The sequence below is a fragment of the Prevotella sp. khp1 genome, assembly GCF_900102205.1.
Lineage (GTDB): Bacteria > Bacteroidota > Bacteroidia > Bacteroidales > Bacteroidaceae > Prevotella > Prevotella ruminicola.
In genome coordinates this window covers 365,650-383,882 of sequence record NZ_FNJZ01000003.1, presented here as the reverse complement: position 1 = coordinate 383,882, position 18,233 = coordinate 365,650, and the positions used below count along the sequence as shown (strand labels likewise).

At 47.2% G+C, this 18,233-nt stretch carries 18 protein-coding genes; 13 read left to right on the top strand and 5 right to left on the bottom strand.

The window, feature by feature from the left end; all coding sequences use genetic code 11:
• Nucleotides 1–2: 2 nt before the first annotated feature.
• Nucleotides 3–185, bottom strand: coding sequence for a hypothetical protein (locus BLR73_RS14780; protein WP_338063376.1), 183 nt, complete (start codon nucleotides 183–185; stop codon nucleotides 3–5).
• Between the two features lie 504 nt (nucleotides 186–689).
• Between BLR73_RS14780 and BLR73_RS10735 the strand changes: the two genes are divergently transcribed.
• From BLR73_RS10735 to BLR73_RS10705, 7 genes are all read left to right on the top strand, one after another.
• Nucleotides 690–1,901, top strand: a complete 1,212-nt coding sequence (locus BLR73_RS10735) for a VapE domain-containing protein (protein ID WP_091861907.1) — start codon at nucleotides 690–692, stop codon at nucleotides 1,899–1,901.
• Between the two features lie 134 nt (nucleotides 1,902–2,035).
• Nucleotides 2,036–2,467 carry a DUF6078 family protein gene (locus tag BLR73_RS10730; RefSeq protein ID WP_091861904.1) on the top strand — a complete coding sequence of 144 codons (432 nt, stop codon included), beginning with the start codon at nucleotides 2,036–2,038 and terminating at the stop codon, nucleotides 2,465–2,467.
• 196 nt (nucleotides 2,468–2,663) lie between these two features.
• Nucleotides 2,664–4,058, top strand: a complete 1,395-nt coding sequence (gene amrB / locus BLR73_RS10725; RefSeq protein ID WP_091861901.1) for an AmmeMemoRadiSam system protein B — start codon at nucleotides 2,664–2,666, stop codon at nucleotides 4,056–4,058.
• The gene (amrS, locus tag BLR73_RS10720) at nucleotides 4,058–4,921 is read left to right on the top strand and encodes an AmmeMemoRadiSam system radical SAM enzyme (RefSeq protein ID WP_091861898.1); all 864 of its coding nucleotides are present in this window, start codon (nucleotides 4,058–4,060) and stop codon (nucleotides 4,919–4,921) included. Before amrB ends, amrS begins: the two co-directional genes overlap by 1 nt.
• A 128-nt stretch (nucleotides 4,922–5,049) precedes the next feature.
• Entirely contained in the window at nucleotides 5,050–5,532 is a 483-nt protein-coding gene (locus BLR73_RS10715) for a hypothetical protein (RefSeq protein ID WP_091861896.1), read from the top strand.
• Nucleotides 5,533–5,554: 22 nt separating this feature from the next.
• Nucleotides 5,555–6,019, top strand: a complete 465-nt coding sequence (locus BLR73_RS10710) for a DUF2975 domain-containing protein (RefSeq protein WP_091861893.1) — start codon at nucleotides 5,555–5,557, stop codon at nucleotides 6,017–6,019.
• Nucleotides 6,020–6,023: 4 nt separating this feature from the next.
• Nucleotides 6,024–6,233, top strand: coding sequence for a helix-turn-helix domain-containing protein (locus BLR73_RS10705; RefSeq protein WP_013065331.1), 210 nt, complete (start codon nucleotides 6,024–6,026; stop codon nucleotides 6,231–6,233).
• A gap of 253 nt (nucleotides 6,234–6,486) precedes the next feature.
• On the opposite strand, the gene BLR73_RS10700 is transcribed toward BLR73_RS10705, so the two are convergent.
• A complete protein-coding gene (locus tag BLR73_RS10700; protein WP_091861890.1) occupies nucleotides 6,487–7,398 on the bottom strand; it encodes a DMT family transporter in 912 nt (303 codons plus the stop codon).
• A gap of 6 nt (nucleotides 7,399–7,404) precedes the next feature.
• Entirely contained in the window at nucleotides 7,405–7,863 is a 459-nt protein-coding gene (locus tag BLR73_RS10695) for a hypothetical protein (protein WP_091861887.1), read from the bottom strand.
• Nucleotides 7,864–7,968: 105 nt separating this feature from the next.
• Between BLR73_RS10695 and ligA the strand changes: the two genes are divergently transcribed.
• Nucleotides 7,969–9,990, top strand: a complete 2,022-nt coding sequence (gene ligA, locus BLR73_RS10690; protein ID WP_091861884.1) for an NAD-dependent DNA ligase LigA — start codon at nucleotides 7,969–7,971, stop codon at nucleotides 9,988–9,990.
• On the opposite strand, the gene BLR73_RS10685 is transcribed toward ligA, so the two are convergent.
• Nucleotides 9,987–10,985, bottom strand: coding sequence for a hypothetical protein (locus tag BLR73_RS10685; protein ID WP_091861881.1), 999 nt, complete (start codon nucleotides 10,983–10,985; stop codon nucleotides 9,987–9,989). The genes ligA and BLR73_RS10685 overlap by 4 nt on opposite strands.
• Before the next feature lie 91 nt (nucleotides 10,986–11,076).
• Here BLR73_RS10685 and BLR73_RS10680 point away from each other — a divergent pair, with 91 nt between their 5' ends.
• On the top strand, nucleotides 11,077–11,922 hold the full coding sequence (locus BLR73_RS10680; protein ID WP_091861878.1) for a patatin-like phospholipase family protein: 846 nt from the start codon (nucleotides 11,077–11,079) through the stop codon (nucleotides 11,920–11,922).
• Nucleotides 11,919–12,599: a tRNA (guanosine(37)-N1)-methyltransferase TrmD gene (gene trmD / locus BLR73_RS10675; protein WP_028903976.1), complete on the top strand. Its 681-nt coding sequence runs from the start codon at nucleotides 11,919–11,921 to the stop codon at nucleotides 12,597–12,599. Before BLR73_RS10680 ends, trmD begins: the two co-directional genes overlap by 4 nt.
• Before the next feature lie 35 nt (nucleotides 12,600–12,634).
• Here the strand turns inward: trmD and trpS are convergent, their stop codons facing one another.
• Entirely contained in the window at nucleotides 12,635–13,723 is a 1,089-nt protein-coding gene (trpS, locus tag BLR73_RS10670) for a tryptophan--tRNA ligase (protein ID WP_028907548.1), read from the bottom strand.
• Between the two features lie 162 nt (nucleotides 13,724–13,885).
• On the opposite strand from trpS, the gene BLR73_RS10665 reads away from it, so the two are divergent.
• The 3 genes from BLR73_RS10665 to recJ are packed head-to-tail and all read left to right on the top strand — an operon-like array spanning nucleotide 13,886 to nucleotide 18,232.
• A complete protein-coding gene (locus BLR73_RS10665; protein ID WP_091861875.1) occupies nucleotides 13,886–15,286 on the top strand; it encodes an aminopeptidase P family protein in 1,401 nt (466 codons plus the stop codon).
• 19 nt (nucleotides 15,287–15,305) lie between these two features.
• Nucleotides 15,306–16,511, top strand: coding sequence for a C1 family peptidase (locus BLR73_RS10660; RefSeq protein ID WP_013063989.1), 1,206 nt, complete (start codon nucleotides 15,306–15,308; stop codon nucleotides 16,509–16,511).
• A complete protein-coding gene (recJ, locus tag BLR73_RS10655; RefSeq protein ID WP_013063106.1) occupies nucleotides 16,511–18,232 on the top strand; it encodes a single-stranded-DNA-specific exonuclease RecJ in 1,722 nt (573 codons plus the stop codon). Before BLR73_RS10660 ends, recJ begins: the two co-directional genes overlap by 1 nt.
• Nucleotide 18,233: the final 1 nt, after the last annotated feature.

Sequence of the window (18,233 nt, the reverse complement as noted above, 5' to 3'; positions counted from 1 at the left end):
CTTTAAGAGTTCCAAGGTGTCTGGAAAGACTGTCTGAAATGATAACATCTGTAATCTTCTTGGTTAGTGTGCGAAATAGTGCAGATAAACGAGAGACATACAGGGTCGAGAGTACGCATCTGCTTGCACTCCTCTACTATTTTATCGAGCCCATAATAACGATTGATGAGACGCCAATCATTCATCTGCCCGTATTCCAAAACACGTTGAATGATATAACGAGCAGAAACCTCCATCGACAATTCTGATGGATCGACATCCCAAAACAGATTTTTGGAAAAACTCAACAAACAGTCTCTTTCGCTCATATTATCTATTGTTTATCGCTTGCAAAAGTAAATAAAAAAGCCGAAAGTTCCAAACTTTAGACAGAAAACTTGATTTTATGGGAAACATTACAGAAACACACACACATTTAATGGCAAGATATCAACCTCTCACTCAAATGCGGCGAAAGGGGCATAAACACTGGGATGTTGAGGCATGAGAGGTTGAGTGAACCTCTCACTCAACCTCTCACTCGATTTTAACAATTGGGTAATTTAACAAAAATTTAACACAAAAGACTTGAAACCGCTTTTTAATTTTTGTACCTTTGCACTCGCAATAGCAAAAACCGTACACAAAGACATACGTGAGTATGAAAAGTGCACATAACAAAATTATTAATTATAAACTGATAACAACTTATGAATAAAATGACAATTAACGGAGAGTCTCTAGGAGCCTCTCTGCAGAACTCGCTCGCGGTTGAGCAGTTCCTTACTGACAATTACCAGTTCCGTCGAAACATTCTCAACGGTAAGGTAGAGTATCTAACCATTAATGCAGAACAGTCTGATAGTCAGTCTGTTTGGCGAACGCTAACACCTGAAGCTCTGAACAGCATCGTTCGCAAAGCTAAGCAGGAGCAGATTACCAAAAACAGTCCTAAGACTGATATCCAAGAGGTAATCTACTCGGATGCAACGCCCGTGTACAATCCTATCAGCGAGTTTCTATCGCAACTGCCCAAATGGGACGGGCAGAATCATCTGGCCAAACTGTTCAGCCGCTTGCCTGGCATTAGCAGCGAGCAGTTGGACTTCCTGGTTATCTGGTTCCGTTCGGCTGTGGCGCATTGGTTGCAGAAGGATAAGCTGCACGCCAACGAGAGTGTGCCCACGCTGATTGGTTCGCAGGGCTGTGGCAAGTCAACTTTCATCGCTCGCTTGCTGCCTCCTGAACTACAGGAGTATTATCTCGACCATCTGAACCTATCAAACAAGTTCGATAAGGAGATGGCCTTGACTAACAACCTGTTGGTGAACCTAGACGAGTTGGATGCCATCCGCCCCAGTCAGCAGGCGGCCTTGAAGCAGACGCTCTCGAAAATCAAGGTTAACGGACGTACTATTTATGGCAGTTCGCAGCAGGATCGCCCTCGTTATGTATCGTTCGTGGCCACTACCAACAATCCCCATCCCTTGTCGGATGTAACAGGTAGTCGTCGATTCATCTGTATTGAGATTTCTGATGGGCAGTATATCGACAATGCTGGTGAGATTGATTACGATCAGCTATATGCTCAGTTGGTGTATGAGGTGAACGAGTTGAAGGCACCTTACTGGTTTACCAACGAGCAGGTGGCACATATTCAGGAGCTGAACCAGAACTATACCGACGAAAAGGACATTACAGAGATTATTGAGGCATGTTTCCGCAAACCTAACGAAGGCGAGAAGGTAAAAGCAATGAACTGCACGCAGATGCTGGAGTTGATTAGCAAGGAGTATCCTTCGCTTAAAAAGACCATTAGCACCAAGGTGCATCTGGGATTGGCAATGAAGGATCTGGGCTTTGAGCATACTGAGCGCGGACATGTAAAATACTACAATGTGGTGCCTGTTGATGCAGCATGACGATGAAAAAAGTGAGAGGTTGAGTGAGAGGTATGGTGAGAGGTTATACAAACCTCTCATAAGCCTCAACTCCTTTACAGATGCGGCTTTCAGTGTATTTGAGTGAGAGGTTAAACAAAATAACAAAACTATTTATGAGCAAGATTAATTACGATGAAGTTCCTGGCTGCTATCTGCATTGCATCAAGGCAGATTGCAAGATGGCTAACCACTGTTTGCGCCAGTTGGCTATGCAGAACTTGCCTAGCAACCTGACAGCAGTAACAATTCTGAATCCACAGCTAACCCAAACTGGCGAAGGTTGCGAATACTATCGCGATGATAAGCCTCAGGTTTATGGAAAAGGCTTTAAGAACATGCAGAAGAAGATGCTACCCGATGAGTACCAGACGTTTATGTATCGACTGCAGGGCAAGTTTGGTCGTAATCCTTACTTCGAACGTCGCAAGGGTGCCCAACTCTGTTCACCCAGCGATATCAAGCAAGTTGAAGATGCCCTTAAAGCCATCGGCCACGAAGAGCTAAAGTTTGATGCTTATGTAGAGAAACTGAACTGGAACGATTAATCCCAGTTCCAGTCCTCCTTATTAATGACTCGAGTCCTCCTTAGGAAGGACTCGAGTCATTCAGTATCAGGACTGCAGTCATCTCTTAAGAAGACTGAGACAAGTTCACCGACAAAAGAAAATAAAAAAGTAGGACGTTCCAAATTTAATAGCGAAAATATTAGGATGATATGGAGATTATTGCTATCTTTGCGACATGAAATTAGGACAAGTAAGACCAGCCACACAGGCCAACCGCTTTTACACGGGCGATGCAGAAGAGCTTGAGAATGAGGTGGATAGCCTACTAAAACAGCACAATAGTCAGGTTTACGATAATCTGGCAGCACTCATTGTACCCCATGCTGGCTACTATTTCTCTGGAAATGTGGCAGCATCGGCCTATATGACGATTGATGCCAAGAAAGAATACAAACGCATTTTCTTGTTAGGTCCCAGCCATCACGAATGGCTTAATGGTGCATCGGTAAACACCGAGGCCGACTATTACGCCACACCACTTGGCAATGTAAAAGTGGACCACGAAACAGCTATCGAACTGACTAAGGCTGATAGCATTTTCGCCTATCACCGTTCGGCTCATGCGCAAGAGCATTGTCTGGAGGTGCAACTGCCATTTCTGCAGCGCAAACTGGGCGAAGTGCCCCCAATAGTGCCTATCATCATTTCGACCAACGACTACTACAAACTTAAACGGATGGCCGATGTGCTGAAACCGTATTTTACTGACGAGAATCTGTTTGTAATCAGCAGCGATTTTTCGCATTATCCATCGTACCAAGATGCCTACGAGGTGGATGCAAGAACAGGCAAAGCCATCGAAACAGGCGATGTAGAGGAGTTTATTGCCGCCATCGAAGCCAATGCAAATAGCGGCAAACGCAATCTGGCAACGAGTGCATGCGGTGAATTTGCCATCGTTACGTTAATGCTGATGATGGATAGTAGATACGACGTTAAGCACCTGATGTATCAGAACTCTGGCGATATCGACAATCGCGATCTTAGTCGCGTGGTGGGCTATCATTCGTTCGCCATCCTGCGTAACAACACAAGTTTCGCTCTTTCTGATGACGACAAGAAAGCGCTGAAGGACATCGCTTTTCAAAGCATTAAAGATACCCTTGACGGTAAGCCTATCGCACAGCAACCAATCCGCTCATCCATTCTCAATTCGAAATGCGGAGCCTTTGTATCGCTGCACAAACATGGACGATTGCGTGGTTGTATAGGGCACTTTGGCGAGGATTTTGCTCTACATGAGATTGTGGCCAAGATGGCTCGTGCTGCAGCATTCGAAGACCCACGATTTATACCCGTTACCAGTGATGAACTTGCTGATATCGACATCGAGATTTCTGTGCTCACACCTATGCGCCGCATACAGAATATCGACGAGTTTGAATTGCATCATCATGGCATCTATATTAAGAAAGGTTATCGTAGCGGCACTTTCCTTCCACAAGTAGCCGATGAGGTGAACTGGACTAAAGAAGAATTCATAGGGCATTGCGCACAAGATAAGGCTGGCATAGGTTGGGATGGATGGCGCGATGCAGAATTGTATGTTTACGAAGCAATAGTTTTCTGATGGAGTGCAGATATTATCATCGATTGGAGGATGGACGAGTGGAATGCGAACTATGTCCGCATCACTGTAAGATAAGCGATGGCCAAACGGGTATCTGCCACAGTAGACGGAATCATGGCGGCACGCTGGTGAGCGAGGTGTATGCCAAGCCTTGTTCGCTGGCCATCGATCCGATAGAGAAGAAGCCACTTTACCATTTTCATCCAGGCACTACATGTCTCTCCATAGCTTGTACAGGATGTAACTTCCGTTGCTTAAACTGTCAGAATCACGAGATATCGCAGGTTTCACCACAAGATGTGAACTACTATGAACTTCAACCTGACGAAGTGGTTGCACTATGCCAAAAGCACCATTGTCCGGGCATAGCTTATACTTACACCGAACCACTTACCTATATAGAATATATCACTGATACAGCCCGAAAAGCCCACGAAGCCGGACTCTGGAACATATTGGTTTCAGCTGGCTATGTTTGCCAGGAACCACTGAGCCATCTGCTACCTTATCTTGATGCCGCCAACGTAGATTTAAAATCGTTTAGCGAAAGTATATACCAGCGTGTGAGTGGCGGCCATCTGCAACCTGTACTCGACACCATTCTGGCTATGCGTGATGCTGGCGTTTGGTTAGAGATAACCAACCTGGTGATTCCAGGCGTCAACGACGATATGCAGATGATTAAAGAAATGTGCAAATGGTTGAAAAAAAATGGCTTATCCGAAGCACCATTGCACTTCAGCCGATTCTTCCCTCGCTATAAGATGCAAGATACCCCACCTACCCCTCGTCAAACACTATATGCTGCCAAGCAGATAGCCGAAGAAGAGGGCATCAAGCATGTGTATTTGGGGAATATTTAGTTACAGAAAGTTAAATTCATCGTTTTTCGATAAGTTTTTATCGTTTTTATTTGGTTGGTATTGTTTTTATTTCTACTTTTGCATATCGATAAACGATAAATAAACAAATTAAAACGATAAATACGACTATGAGTACAAGTTTATTTCAGAATGCCAAAAAGAACCCAGTTAGCACAATTCTATTGTTGCTCTTCTTTGGCTATGTAGCCTATTCTATTATTGACGACATCCAGACCATGCTTCGAGCTACAACTGATTACGATTATTGTAAAGCCCTTTGCGACCTGGTTGAGTTTATTGGTAAGACTATCACCTGGTGTGTCTACTTCGTTGTGTGTTACCTTACTTATATACATAAGCAGTACAGCCGCTGGATTCTATGGCTGTATTATCTCGTAGTAGTGGTGTTCGTCATTTATTTTATTTCTGCAGGCAATACACTCGACTATGTTTTCAACCACATTGGTACAGAACATCTCGACCGTTTTCCTTCTATGGCCCGTGGTATATATGGTGCCCCACTCTATTTTCTTGGGTTTAGCTTCATCTTCATGCCTAAACTCATCAAGGACACCATCAAACTTAAGAAGGAACAAGAACTTACTGTATAATCAATAATAAACGATAAATTATATGAAAAAGAAACTGAATTGCTTCTGTATTCTGCTGCTGGTGCTGATGATTGTCAGCTTTGTAATGAGTTGCTTAGCTGGTGCCGAGGATTTCGCCAAAGGCTGGCATGAAGGCGCAAACCACCACGAACCTATGGGCGGTTATGCTGCATTGGGTTTTATTTTGTTTTTAATCGGTGTTTTGACCTGGCTTTACGCTCTTGGCTGCTTTATCCGTTTTATTCTCTGTGTGAACCATGGCGAAGTGTTTACTTGGGATAATGTTTCGTTGCTACGTATTGTTGGGTGGTGTTTCATTATTACACCAATAATAGTAATAGGTGTTTTGACGCCAGAGATTGATAGACCGTTAGAAGCTTGGAGTGATGTTCTAAGTTCGGTTTTAGACGGCGTGTTTGTTCTTATAATGGCCGAGGCTTTTGCTATCGGATTAAAGTTGAAAGAGGAACAGGATTTAACGATTTAAGCCTATGGGACAAATAGTAGTAAACTTAGACGTTGAAATGGCCAAGCGAAAAATGTCGCTCAGCGAACTGGCTGAGCGCGTAGGACTTACGCTTGCCAACCTCTCGATACTGAAAACAGGCAAGGCCAAAGCCATCCGCTTCAGCACACTCGAAGCCATCTGCCGTGAGCTGGGCTGTCAGCCAGGCGACATCCTTGAATATAGAGACGAATAATCACAATTTTAATTTAATCAGTATGCTACACCCAATTATCCTCTGGGCCATTCATTTAGCCCTCACCACAATAATCGGCATAGTAACAAGCATCATCAAATGCCTGTAAGGTAAAAAACGTAAAAACGTTTTTGCATGAACTTAGAATACAGTATGTCACCTGAGTTAATTCAAAACCCCTCGTGAATTAATTCAATACCCTTTTTGAATTAATTCAACGCACAAAAGGAGTTTATAAGCGAAGTAGGAATTGTCAACTATTTTTCTTTTCGGTAACAACGGTGACGATGTAGGCACTAATGAGCACCAAGACGCCAGCTACGGGCTTATCCCAGGTTATGACATCCTGTCCCAGAAGGATAGCCACAAACGAGGCGATAACGGGTTGCAGGTTGGTATAGATACTTACCGTTGTGGCCTGCAGAAACTTCATGGCAAAGGGAATGAGGAAGAAACCTAAGGCTGTGGCCCCAATCACAATAAAGGCCATCTCGGCTACACCATCCCATCCCCACGCTGGGGTATAGAGGGCATTAGCAGAGAGTTCTGGCCAAGCGATGGGCACGGTAACGATGGCTGAAATAAGGAACACATACTTCATCTGGGTAACGGGGGAATACTTGGAGGCCACATTGCGGGTGATAATGAGATAAATGGCCCAGGTAAGTACACTCAGAATGGCAAGTACGATACCAATAAGATCGTTCTTACCCGACCCCATCGACTGACTCATTAACACCATCAACACAGCACCTGCTATACCCAACAACACACCTATAGATTTCATAGGCGTAATCTTCTCGCCAATGGTGAGTGCCGCACAAAGCATTACCGCAACAGGGGTAAGTGTGGCTATAAGCGAGAAGTAAACCGGGCTGGTATAATCGAGCGACCAGGCTGTAAGGGTTTGTGAAACTACAAATCCAAGCAAACCTCCTAACAATATGGTTATCAAGTCCTTACGTTCAACTCTCTCCTTAGGTAAAAAAGCCGCAATCGCCCAAAACACGATACAAGCTCCCAAAGAACGAGAGGCCATATAGCCCATAGGGGTAACCCACTCATCGAGCAACAGTTTGGTTACAGGAACACCTAATCCGAAGATGGTGTTGGCTAAAAAGATAGCGCTATGCGCTTGTAACTTGGAGTTTTGAACTTTGAACATTGAACTTTATTTTTGTCGATTATATAATTCTATTCGCTCTTTGATTGACATTTTGGCGTATTGGCGCCATTCAGTGGCCTTGCCATTCGCCAGATAAGTAAGATCGTTCATGTGGCGATAGGCCTCCAGCTCGAAGGGATTCACCAGATAAGCCCCATGCTTTAGCTGTCGATTGGCAGGCAAGGCCTTGAGCCAGTACCATATATATAATAGGTAGAAGCGCCACCACGAATCGCCACACGACTGGGCTTGGCGCAGATGAATCATCTCGTGGTTCTTCATCTCTTGATGATGACCAAATAGATCGGCCTCAGCTTGCGACGGGGTAAGGATATGCCCAAAGAACGTGAGCCCCTCGAACCCCTTCCGCATCCAGAAAGAGTTTACCACAGCAGGCATATCCTGTACCTTACTGGGACGAACCGCACGCCACATGATGGGCACCACACGAAACATCATCCACATAATGGCTACAAAGGTAGCAAATTAATTGAAAATTGAAAATTGATAATTGAAAATTTTTCCGATTTCGAGTTTTTTTGTATTTTTGCAAACAAAAATAGATGAATAATGGACGAAATTAAGCGTATTGAACAGCTCCGCAAAGAGCTGCACGAGCATAATTACAAATACTACGTGCTGAACCAACCTACTATAGGCGACCAGGAGTTCGACTTTATGATGCACGAGCTACAGGATCTGGAGGCTAAGCACCCTGAGATGGCGGACCCAAATTCGCCCACACAGCGTGTGGGTAGCGACCTGAACGAGGAGTTCCGACAGGTAGAGCATAAATACCCCATGCTATCGCTGGCCAACACCTACAACGAGCAGGATGTGGCCGACTGGTACGAGAGCGTGAAGAAAGGCCTGGCGGGCGAGGATTTTGAGGTGTGCTGCGAAATGAAATACGACGGACTGTCGATTTCACTTACCTACGTGGATGGCAAGCTGACACAGGCTGTGACACGTGGCGATGGTGTGCATGGCGACGATGTGACAGCGAATGTAAAAACCATACGAAGCATACCTTTGGTACTTACACCACCTGCTGCCGGCGACTTGTTTGCTGCCCCAGCCTACCCTCGCGAATTTGAGATTCGTGGCGAGATATTGATGCCTTGGAATGTGTTTGAACGCCTTAACAAGGAGCGCGAAGAGGCCGAAGAGCCCCTGTTTGCCAATCCACGAAACGCTGCCAGCGGTACACTGAAAAGTCAGAAGTCGAGCTTGGTGGCCAGTCGTCAGTTGGACGCCTACCTCTATTACCTGTTGGGCGAAGAGCTGCCTGCCGAGGGTCACTATGAGAATCTGGAAGTGGCTCGACAGTGGGGCTTTAAGATCTCGGAGGGTATGAAGAAGGTAAAAACGCTGCAGCAGATTTACGACTTCATCAACTACTGGGACACCGAGCGCAAAAAACTGCCTGTGGCTACGGATGGCATCGTACTGAAAGTAAACTCTATCCGTCAGCAACGTGCCTTAGGCTTTACAGCCAAGAGTCCACGTTGGGCCATCGCTTATAAGTTCAAGGCCGAGCGTGTTTGCACCCGCCTGAACGAGGTTACCTATCAAGTGGGCCGTACTGGTGCTATCACCCCTGTGGCCAACATGGATCCTGTACAATTGGCAGGCACAACAGTTAAGCGCGCCACCCTTAACAACGAGGATTTTATCAAGAGTTTCGACCTGCATATTGGCGACTACGTATATGTAGAGAAAGGTGGCGAGATTATCCCCAAAATTGTTGGTGTAGATATCGATCAGCGCCCCATCATAGCCCAGCCCGTTGAGTTTATTAAGCGTTGTCCTGAATGCGGCACCCCATTGGTCCGCTACGAGGGCGAGGCTGCGTGGTATTGTCCAAATGATAGCGGTTGTCCGCCACAAATCAAGGGTCGTATCGAGCACTTTATTGCCCGCAAGGCCATGAATATCGATTCATTGGGTCCCGAGACGGTGGATGATTACTACCGCCACGGCCTGATACATAACATTGCCGACCTATACGATATTGATGTACAGCAGATTAATGGCGACGGTAGCAGAACCAAGTCGGCCCAGCGCATTGTAAACGGCATTGCCGCCTCGAAAGAAGTACCTTTCGAGCGCGTGGTATTCGCTCTTGGTATCCGTTTTGTGGGTGAAACATCAGCCAAGTTGTTGGCACGCCACTTTAAGAATATCGATGCGCTGATGAATGCCGGCATCGAGGAGTTGCAAGAGATTGAAGGTATCGGCGAGGTGATGGCCAAGAGCATCATCACCTACTTCCATACCGAGGAAAACCTGAAGATTATCGAACGCCTCAGAAATTACGGTTTGCAGATGGAACTGGCAACGCAGAACTCTCAACTATCCACTAAGCTTGAGGGGCAAAGCATCGTGATCAGTGGTGTGTTCGCGCAGCACAGTCGCGACGAATATAAGGCCATTATCGAGCAGAATGGTGGAAAGAATGTGGGCAGCATCAGCAGCAAGACATCGTTTATCCTGGCCGGCGAGAACATGGGCCCATCAAAACTGCAGAAAGCAGAAAAACTTGGAATAAAGATTGTAAGCGAAGAGGAATTCCTGGAGATGATAGGTTAATCTTCATCCCAATAAGAGATGGTGCGTGTCTGGACGACTTCCATCGTCTGGGCACGCTGTCCTTTTAGCCAGTTGGTGATGTGGAGATTCGTTTTAGTCCAGTTGTCGTTATCGTCGCGTTCCTGTATATCGTATTTCATTGTAACACTCATGATGCACTCGTTGGACTTATCAAAGGCTTTCTGACTCTGTTGCACCATCTCGCCATCATCGTTCCACTTATATTCGGTAACCAATTTCAGCCCCGAGACGGTATTGGTCTGGATGGTACGCTTCAGATTGCCTTCATCATTATATTCGTAGGCAATCAACTTTTTCTCGCCCCCCTCGGTGGTGGTAGCCGAAATCAGATAGCCCACCTGATTATACTTACGTTCTGTGAGTTCGGCTGATTCGATTTTACCCATCTCGTCGAAATGCTCAATGGGGTTCTCCGCCACAGGATTCTCAGTAATTACCTCCTGCACAAAGCCCTTCAATCCCATGTTCAACACATCTTTATAATAAGGTGCCATATTCAGATAATAGTAGCTGATGGAGTGCGCCCCATTCTCGTGGAGCGTCACACTCTGACGGATATAGCCGTATTCAGTCAGGATATAGAGCGAACCATCACCCTTGGCCTTAAAGTTTCCCCATTCGCGCTGCAGCTTACCCAGCAAATACTTCTGATTACGCTCGTAAAGTTCGCGGGTGCGATAAGGACCACAGGTTACAGTAGCCTCACTGAGCAGTTTAGTTTTTTCGTTTACCGTTACCTCAAGGCGAGCATCCTTAATACCATAAAAGTCGCCCGTAAAATGATAGGTACCCTCCTCTGCTTCTTCGTCATCAACAGGTACAAAACCTATACTTTTAAGTGTAGGTACGAATGCCGAATCGGTACCCTCTAAAGGAGCATCCATCATGGTGATACACTTAGGATCGTAGATAGCCTGACACCAAGCCATCTGCACCACCATCAGTACGAAAACAAGCAATCCAAACTTTTTCATTACGTGTGCAAAAGTAAGTAGAAAAAGCGAAAACGCCAAATAATCAGTAAAATTTAACAAGATATCAATCTTTTTTATTACCTTTGCACCCATGAAAAAGGGACTGGTATTAGAAGGAGGCGCTATGCGCGGGCTGTTTACGGCAGGCATCATCGATGTGATGATGGAGGCACATGTTGAGCCCGACGGACTGATAGGAGTATCGGCCGGAGCCGCCTTTGGCTGCAATTACAAGAGTCGTCAGATAGGGCGCGCCATACGCTACAACAAGGCATTTGCCCACGACAGCAGATTCTGTTCGTGGCAGTCGCTGCTGAAATCGGGCAATCTCTACAATGCCGAGTTCGGCTACCATGTGATCCCTACCAAATATGACGTGTTTGACAATGCGGCCTACGATGCCAACCCCATGGAGTTCATCGCCGTTTGCACGGATGTCGAGACGGGTAAGGCGGTATATAAGAGTCTGCCGAAGGTGACACCCACCACCTACGACTGGATTCGTGCTTCGGCCTCGATGCCACTGGTATCGAAGGTGGTAGAACTGGAAGGCATGAAGGTGCTGGATGGCGGTGTGGCCGACTCGATACCACTAGAGTATTTTGAAAGCATCGGCTACGAAAAGAATCTGGTGATACTCACCCAGCCCGACGGCTACGTGAAAGAGCACAACAAGCTGATGCCACTGATGCGCATAGCCCTGAGAAAATATCCCAAGATGATAGAGGCGATGGACCAGCGACACGTGATGTACAACCAGCAGTTGGCATATGTTTATCAAGCAGAAAGTACGGGGCGTGCACTGGTGATCCGTCCCGACGAAAAACTACCCATCGGACATATATCTCACAATCCCGACGAGATGCAGCGTGTGTATGATATTGGCCGACAAACAGGTATGAAATATATAGAACGAATTAAAGCATTTTTTAGATGAGAATAGATATTATAACCGTACTGCCAGAGATGTTGGAAGGCTTTGTTCACGAGTCGATTCTGGCAAGAGCAGAAAAGAAAGGATTAGCCGAAATCCGTTTACACAACCTGAGAGACTACACTCTGGATAAATGGCGCCGCGTGGATGATTACCCATACGGCGGCAGCGCAGGCATGGTGATGCAGTGCGAGCCTATCGACCGTTGCATCACAGCCCTGAAGGCTGAACGCGATTATGATGAAGTAATTTTCACATCGCCAGATGGTGAGCGTTTCGACCAGCACATGGCCAACGAGCTATCGCTGAAAGGAAACCTGATTATCCTGGCAGGTCACTATAAAGGTATCGACCAGCGTATTCGTGAGCATCTGATTACCAAGGAGATTTCGATTGGCGACTTTGTGCTGACTGGGGGTGAGCTGGTGGCAGCCATGATTGCTGATGCCATCGTGAGAGTGGTGCCTGGCGTGATTGGCGACGAGCAGAGTGCACTGAGCGATTGCTTCCAGGATGATATTCTGGCAGCACCTATCTACACCCGCCCTGCAGACTACAAGGGTTGGAAGGTGCCCGAGATACTGCTGAGCGGCAATGAGGCCAAGATCCGCGAATGGGAATTTGAACAGGCCATGGAGCGTACACGCCGTCTCCGTCCCGACTTACTAAAAGAGAAATAAAAAAATGGTGCTCGAGTTGAGCACCATTTTTGTTTTTATTTTGCGAAACGTTCAGCTTGCTGACGGATTAGCTCTGCATCGTTGAAGTAGTCGATACGCATGGCCTTGCGAACCTCGTCCATCGTCTGGGCGCCTACCTCGCGGGCCTGCTCGGTACCCTTCTTCAGAATATTGTAAATCTCTGGGATATCCTTCTCGAACTCAGCACGACGCTGGCGCATAGGCTCCAGGAACTGGTTGAGTACCTGATTCAGAAACTTCTTGCACTTCATGTCGCCCAGACCGCCACGACGGTAGTGATCCTTCAGCTCGTCGAGATTCTGATACTCAGGCAGGAAGTTGGCAAAATCCTCATCGGTAGAGAAAGCGTCGAGATAAGTAAACACAGCGTTACCCTCTACATGACCAGGATCGTTCAGGTTTACATGCTCAGGGTCGGTGTACATAGAGCGAACCTTCTGCCAAACATCCTCAGCTGTATCAGAAAGATAGATGCAGTTGCCCAGCGACTTCGACATTTTCTCCTTACCATCAGTACCAGGCAAGCGGCGTGCAGTCAGGTTCTCAGGCAGCATGATGTTAGGCTCAACCAATACAGGTGCATAAATCTGATTGAAACGGCGAACCAACTCGCGAGTTACCTCGAGCATAGGCTCCTGGTCCTCACCAGCAGGAACGGTGGTAGCCTTGAACAGTGTGATATCGGCAGCCTGTGATACAGGGTAGCAGAAGAATCCGAGAGGAATACTCTCGCCCTCGAAACCACGCATTTTTACCTCGGTCTTAACAGTTGGGTTGCGCTGTACACGACTAACCGAAACCAGGTTCATCAGATAGGTGGTAAGCTCGGCCAGCTCAGGAATCTGACTCTGGATAAAGAGCGTACACTTCTCAGGATCGAGACCTGCAGCCAGGTAGTCGAGTGCTACCTCGATGATATTCTGACGAATTTTCTCAGGATTATCAGCATTATCAGTCAGAGCCTGCACATCGGCCATAAACACAAACATGCGATCAAAATCGCCCTGATTCTGCAATTGAACACGACGACGGAGTGAACCGACATAGTGTCCAAGGTGAAGTTTACCAGTGGGACGGTCGCCCGTCAAAATTACTTTTCCCATATGTCTTTTAGTCTTATTTTTCGATTTTTGCGTGCAAAGGTACGAAATAAATTCTACTAATCTGCATAATTATTGTAAAAAATAGGGGTAAAGGGATGGCTTTTTGATAAATAATGTGTATCTTTGCCGACAAATTGATAAAATTAAACGTATTTTCCACAAATGTTTAGCATAGATACTTATATTAAGAGACGCGAAGAACTGAAGAAACTCGTAGGCGAAGGAGTTATTATTCTGTTTGGAAACAACGATGCGCCGGTTAATTATCCGGCCAACGCTTACGCTCCTATGCGACAGGATTCTTCATTTCTTTACTACTTCGGACAGCACCGCGACGGACTGGTAGGTGTGATTGATATCGACAACAACGAAGAGATGATTTTTGGCGACGATATCGACGTAGAGGATATCGTATGGATGGGCTTTACACCATCGGTAGCCGATCTGGCTGCTGAGGTTGGCGTAAAGAAGACCGCTCCTATGAAGGAACTGGCTACATATATCCATCACCTCTCACCAAATACCAAATATCACTTCCTGCCCCCATACCGTTTCGATACCAAGATACAGATTATGGACCTGCTGGGCATTCATCCCAACCAGCAGAAGGAGCAGGCCTCGCTGCAGCTGATTAAGGCTGTAGTAAAAATGCGCGCCACCAAGGAGCCACAGGAGATTGAGGCTATTGAGCGTGCCTGCGAGGTAGGCTATATGATGCATACCACAGCCCAGAAACTGATTCGTCCAGGTGTAACCGAGCGTTATATCGGCGGACAGGTGGACGGTATCGCCCGCAGTCTGGCTCAGGGTACCAGCTTTGCAACTATCTTCAGTCAGCATGGCGAGATTATGCACGGCAACCCATCGGATGCTAAACTGGAAGCTGGCCGACTGGCTCTTTGCGATGCAGGATGCGAACTGGACGACTATTGCTCGGACCACACCCGCACCATGCCTGTTAACGGTAAGTTCAATCAGCGCCAGCTGGAAATCTACTCGATTGTTGAGGCTTGTCACGATTATGCAATCGAGGTGGCTAAACCAGGCGTAAAATATATGGATGTACACTTTGCAGTATGCCGACTGATGACTGAGCGCCTGAAGGAGCTCGGCCTGATGAAGGGTGATACCGACGAGGCCGTTCGTGCCGGTGCCCATGCCATGTTCCTACCTCACGGACTGGGACACATGATGGGTATGGATGTACACGATATGGAAGGACTGGGCCAGATTTACGTAGGCTTTGACGAAGAGACACGTCCTAACCTGGAGCAGTTTGGTACCAACTGTCTGCGTATGGGTCGCAAGCTTGAAGAGGGCTTTGTGATTACCGACGAGCCTGGCATCTACTTTATTCCACAGCTCATCGACGAGTGGAAAGCCAGCGGACACTGCAAGGAGTTCCTGAACTTCGACAAGCTCGAGACCTACAAGGACTTTGGTGGTATCCGTATCGAGGACGACATCCTGATTACCAAGGACGGTTGCCGATTCCTGGGCAAAAACAGAATTCCTTACCACCCCAAGGATGTTGAGGAGTTTATGGCAATGAATAATCAATAAATTAAAAATAAAAAACAAAATGAAGAAAATGACAACACTCGCACTCGTGGCTATCATGGCCTTGAGTGCTTCGGCAGCCAAGAAAAAGGCGCCCGCAAAGGATGCGAACAAACCCGTGTTCACAACCATCAAGGAGAACCCTATCACTAGCATTAAGGACCAGAACCGTTCGGGTACGTGCTGGGACTACTCTACCCTCTCTTTCTTTGAGGCTGAGATCCTGAAAGCTACAGGTAAGAGCTACGACCTCGACGAGTCGTTCGTAGCCAACAAGACCTACATGGATCGTGCCATTCAGGTGGTTCGTTTCCATGGCGATTGCCAGTTCTCTCAGGGTGGAAGTGCTGAGGACGTGCTCCACACACTGAAGACCCACGGTATCGTGCCACAGGGCATCATGCCTTTCCCAGGCTCACTCTATGGCGACTCACTCAACAACTTCAACGAGTTCTTTGGTCAGATGGAGCCATACGTTGCAGCTATTGCAAAGAGCAGCGCTCGCAAGATTTCTAACCAGTGGAAGGTTGGATTGCAGGGTATCCTGGATGCTTATCTGGGTAAGTGTCCTGAGAAGTTCACCTTCGAGGGTAAGGAGTACACTCCAAAGAGCTTCATGGCTTCGTTAGGTATCAACCTCGACGATTATGTTAGCATTACCAGCTATACTCACCACCCCTTCTACTCTACTTTCGCTGTAGAGGTACAGGACAACTGGCGTTTCCCACAGAGCTACAACCTGCCTATGGACGAGATGATGCGCGTGATCGACAATGCTGTTGAGAACGGTTACACCATCGCATGGGGCGGCGACGTATCAGAAGAGGGATTCACACGTAACGGTCTGGCTTATGCCGTTGACGGTAAGGCTGCTCAGAGCCTCGCTGGTAGCGATATGGCTCGCTGGCTGAACCTGGCTCAGGACAAGAAGCGTAACATCATCGACTCACTGGGTTGCAAGGTGCCTGAGGTTAAGCCTACACAGGAGATGCGCCAGGAGCGTTTCGACAACTGGGAGCTGACCGACGACCACGGTATGCTGATTTACGGTGTTGCCAAGGATCAGTATGGTAAGGAGTATTATCTGGTGAAGAACTCTTGGGGCGAGACTGGTGCCTACAAGGGAATCTGGTATATGACAAAGGATTACATCGCTCTGAACACGATGGACTTCCTGATTAATAAGAATGCTATTCCTGCCGACATACGTAAAAAGTTAGGTATCTAATGCATTTTAAGTGGAATTACCAACCACCTACATCAGAACAACAGACGGCGGCTAAGGAGCTTGGTGAGAAAATCGGCATGAGTCCGATACTCGCCAATCTCCTTATCCAGCGAGGCATCAAAACGGAGAGCGCTGCCAAGCGCTTCTTCCGTCCGATGCTCAACGAGCTGATAGATCCGTTCCTGATGAACGACATGGATGTAGCGGTAGACAGGCTCAACGATGCGATGGGGCGCAAAGAGCGTATCATGGTCTACGGCGACTACGATGTCGATGGATGTACGGCGGTAGCCTTGGTGTACAAATTCCTGCAGCAGTTCTATTCTAACATCGAATATTATATCCCCGACCGCTATGAAGAGGGATACGGTATCAGCAAGAAAGGACTACATTATGCTGCAGAAAAAGGCATCAAGCTCATTATTGTACTGGATTGCGGTATCAAGGCCATCGAAGAGATTGCCTATGCCAAGAGTCTGGGCATAGATTTCATCATTTGCGACCACCACGTGCCCGATGATGAGTTGCCCAATGCTGTCGCGATACTCAACCCCAAGCGCGAAGATTCCACCTACCCATTCAAAGACCTGTGTGGATGCGGTGTAGGTTTTAAATTTATGCAGGCATTTGCCAAGAACAATGGCATCCCATTCTCGCGACTGATACCTCTGCTCGATTTCTGTGCTGTAAGTATTGCAGCTGATATCGTGCCTATCATGGGCGAGAACCGTATTCTGGCCTACCACGGACTGAAACAGCTGAACCAGAGTCCGTCGGTGGGCTTAAAGGCTATTATTGATATCTGTGGCTTGACCGGTCGCGAAATCACCATGAGTGATATCGTATTCAAGATTGGACCACGTATCAATGCATCAGGACGTATGCAGAATGGTACCGAGGCTGTCGACCTGCTGGTTGAGAAAGACCTGAACAAGGCGCTGGCCGAGGCTAACCATATCAATGAGTACAACGAACAGCGTAAGGATGTTGACAAGCAGATGACCGAAGAGGCCAACCAGATTGTAGAAAAGCTGGAGAGTCAGAAGCACCACGCCAGTATCGTGCTTTACGACGAGAACTGGAAAAAGGGTGTTATCGGCATTGTGGCTTCGCGACTCACTGAGCTTTACTACCGCCCCACGGTAGTACTCACTAAGTTCAACGGCATTGCTACAGGTTCGGCCCGCAGTGTGGCTGGCTACGATGTGTACGATGCCATCAAGAGCTGTCGCGATTTGCTCGAGAACTTTGGCGGTCACACCTATGCTGTAGGCCTTTCGCTCAAGATCGAGAACATCCCTGAGTTCCGCAGCCGCTTCCAGAAATACGTCATGGAACACATTCAGCCAGAACAGACTGAGGCTACACTCGATATCGATGCGGTTATCGACTTTAAGGATGTTACCAAGCGTCTGCACAACGATCTGAAGAAGTTTGCACCTCACGGTCCCGATAATCCCAAACCATTGTTCTGTACACGCAATGTTTACGATTACGGCACCTCGAAGGTAGTGGGCCGCCAGCAGGAGCACATCAAACTCGAGCTGGTTGATTCAAAGTCGAGCAACGTGCTTAATGGCATTGCCTTCGGACAGAGTGCATCGGCACGCTACATTAAATCAAAGCGTTCGTTCGATATTGTCTACACGATCGAAGATAATATCTACAAGCGCACCGAAGTGCAGCTGCAGATTGAAGATATTCAGCCTTCTGAGGAATAAT